Source organism: Agromyces sp. P1_H4 (genome assembly GCF_056405255.1).
The window spans coordinates 1-2,324 of the sequence record NZ_JBFUCL010000454.1; the positions used below are offsets into that span (position 1 = coordinate 1).

General features: G+C 71.8%; 2 protein-coding genes. Both read left to right on the forward strand.

The genetic code is table 11. The features are described from left to right. Positions 1–684, forward strand: a 684-nt coding sequence (locus AC1DY2_RS18785; RefSeq protein WP_476763792.1) for a PLP-dependent aminotransferase family protein, incomplete at its 5' end; no start/stop codon positions are given. Continuing rightward, a complete protein-coding gene (gene gcvPB, locus AC1DY2_RS18790; RefSeq protein WP_476763793.1) occupies positions 681–2,255 on the forward strand; it encodes an aminomethyl-transferring glycine dehydrogenase subunit GcvPB in 1,575 nt (524 codons plus the stop codon). The genes AC1DY2_RS18785 and gcvPB, both read left to right, overlap by 4 nt. Positions 2,256–2,324: the final 69 nt, after the last annotated feature.

A 2,324-nucleotide genomic window follows, 5' to 3' on the forward strand; every position in this document is an offset into this window, starting at 1 on the left:
CTGCACCAGTGGTTCGGCGGCGCGCACGGCGGCTTCATCGCCGTGCACGACGACCCGCGCTTCATCATGGAGATGCCCTCGCGGCTCTTCGGCCTGGCCACCACCGACGTGCCCGGCGAGTACGGGTTCGGCGACGTCGCCTACGACCGCACGTCGTTCGCGCACCGCGAGGAGGGCAAGGAGTGGGTCGGCACGGCTGCCGCCCTCTGGGGCATCGCCGCCGGCGTCTACCTCGCGCTCATGGGACCGCAGGGCATGCGCGACCTCGGCGAGGTGCTGCTCGCCCGCACGCGCTACGCGCAGCTCCGACTCGCCGCGATCCCGGGCGTGAGGCTCGGCGACGACGCCGCGCACCTGCGCGAGTTCACGATCGACGTGTCGGGCGCGGGCGTCGCCGCGGCGGGCGTGGTCGATGCCCTCCGCATGCAGGGCATCGAGCCCGGCGTGGTGGTCGCCGAGCACCGCCTCCTCGTCTGCGTCACCGAGATKACGAGCCAGTCCGACATCGACCGGCTGGCGTCGGCGCTCGCCGAGTTCCTGAGCGGAGCGGGTCTCGGTACGCGCTCCGCTGGTCTCGATACGGATTCCGTCCGACTCGACCCGAGCCTCGACCAGCGGGAGAGCAGCAGCGAAGCATCCGTCAACGCCGAGTCCGCCCCGATCCTCGAGGAGCAGCGCGCATGAGCCTTCCCGTCGCCCCCAAGCCCGCCGTCCGCCGCTTCCACCAGGCGCGGTGGGATGAGCCGATCATCTTCGAGCTCTCCACGCCGGGCGAACGCGGCGTGCTCGTGTCGGCCGTCGAGCCGGGCGTGCGTGAGGCCGTCGGCGACGCCGTCGCCGCGCTTCCGGCCGGCCTTCGCCGTGCTGCGCCGCCCGCCCTTCCCGAGCTCGGGCAGATGCGCGTGCTGAAGCACTACCTGCGCCTGTCGCAGGAGAACCTCGGCGCCGACCTGAACGTCGACATCGGCCAGGGCACGTGCACCATGAAGTACGCCCCGAAGGTGAACGACCAGCTCGTCGGCACGCCGGCCCTCACCGCCATGCACCCGCTGCAGGACCCGGCCGACGCGCAGGGCGTGCTCGAGATCGTCTGGACCACCGAGCGCATGCTCGCCGAGATCTCCGGCATGGACGAGGTGTCGCTGCACACGCAGGGCGGCTCGGCCGCGATCTGGTCGAACATCGCCATGATCCGCGCGTTCCACGAGGCCAATGGCGAGGGAGGGCAGCGCCGCGAGGTCATCACCACGATCTTCAGTCACCCCTCGAACGCCGCGGCGGCGAAGGCGGCCGGCTACGACGTGATCACCCTCCACCCCGATGCCGACGGCTACCCCGACCTCGCCGCGCTGCGGCAGGCGCTGTCGCCGCGCACCGCCGCCATCATGGTGACGAACCCCGAGGACACGGGCATCTACAACCCCGCGATCCGCGAGTGGGTGGATGCCGCGCACGCCGTCGGAGCGCTCGCCTCCTACGACCAGGCCAACGCCAACGGCATCCTCGGCATCACGCGCGCCCGCGACGCCGGCTTCGACGTCTGCCACTTCAACCTGCACAAGACGTTCGGCACCCCGCACGGCTGCGGCGGGCCCGGTGCCGGCGCGAACGCGGTGAGCGCGGCGCTCGCCCCGTTCCTGCCCGGGCCGCGCGTGGAGCGCGAGGGTGACCGCTTCCTCGTGCACGAGCAGGACGAGCGGTCGATCGGCGCGGTCGGGCCGTTCTTCGGCGTGATCCCGAACATCGTGCGCGCCTACGCCTGGCTGATGGCGCTCGGCGCGCCCGGGCTGCGCGCCGTCGCCGAGACCGCGGTGCTGAACAACAACTACCTCATGAAGAAGGTGCTCGAGATCCCCGGCGCGTCCGCGCCGTACGCGGTCGGCCGCCGCCGCATCGAGCAGGTGCGGTACTCGTGGCAGGAGCTCTTCGAGGAGACCGGCGTCACGTCGGAGGAGATCGGGGTGCGCGCGAGCGACTTCGGCATGCACTACTGGACGAGCCACCACCCCTACGTCGTGCCGCAGCCCTTCACCCTCGAGCCCACCGAGTCGTATTCGATGGCCGAGCTCGACGAGTACGCAAGCGTGCTCGCTGAGATCGCGCGCGAAGCCCGCGAGGAGGCCGAGACGGTGCGCACCGCGCCGCACCGCCAGAGCGTGCACCACACCCACCACGACGACCTCGACGACCCCGACCGCTGGGCCATCACGTGGCGGGCGTACCGTCGCAAGTACTTCGCCGAGACAGTCGCCTGAGATGCTCGGACTCGTCGTCAATCCCATCGCCGGTGTCGGCGGGCCCGCGGGCCTCGCCGGCAGCGACGG

Coding starts and splice junctions, on each gene's coding strand:
- gcvPB (WP_476763793.1), top strand. CDS start 681: ATGAGCCTTCCCGTCGCCCCCAAGCCCGCCGTCCGCCGCTTCCACCAG.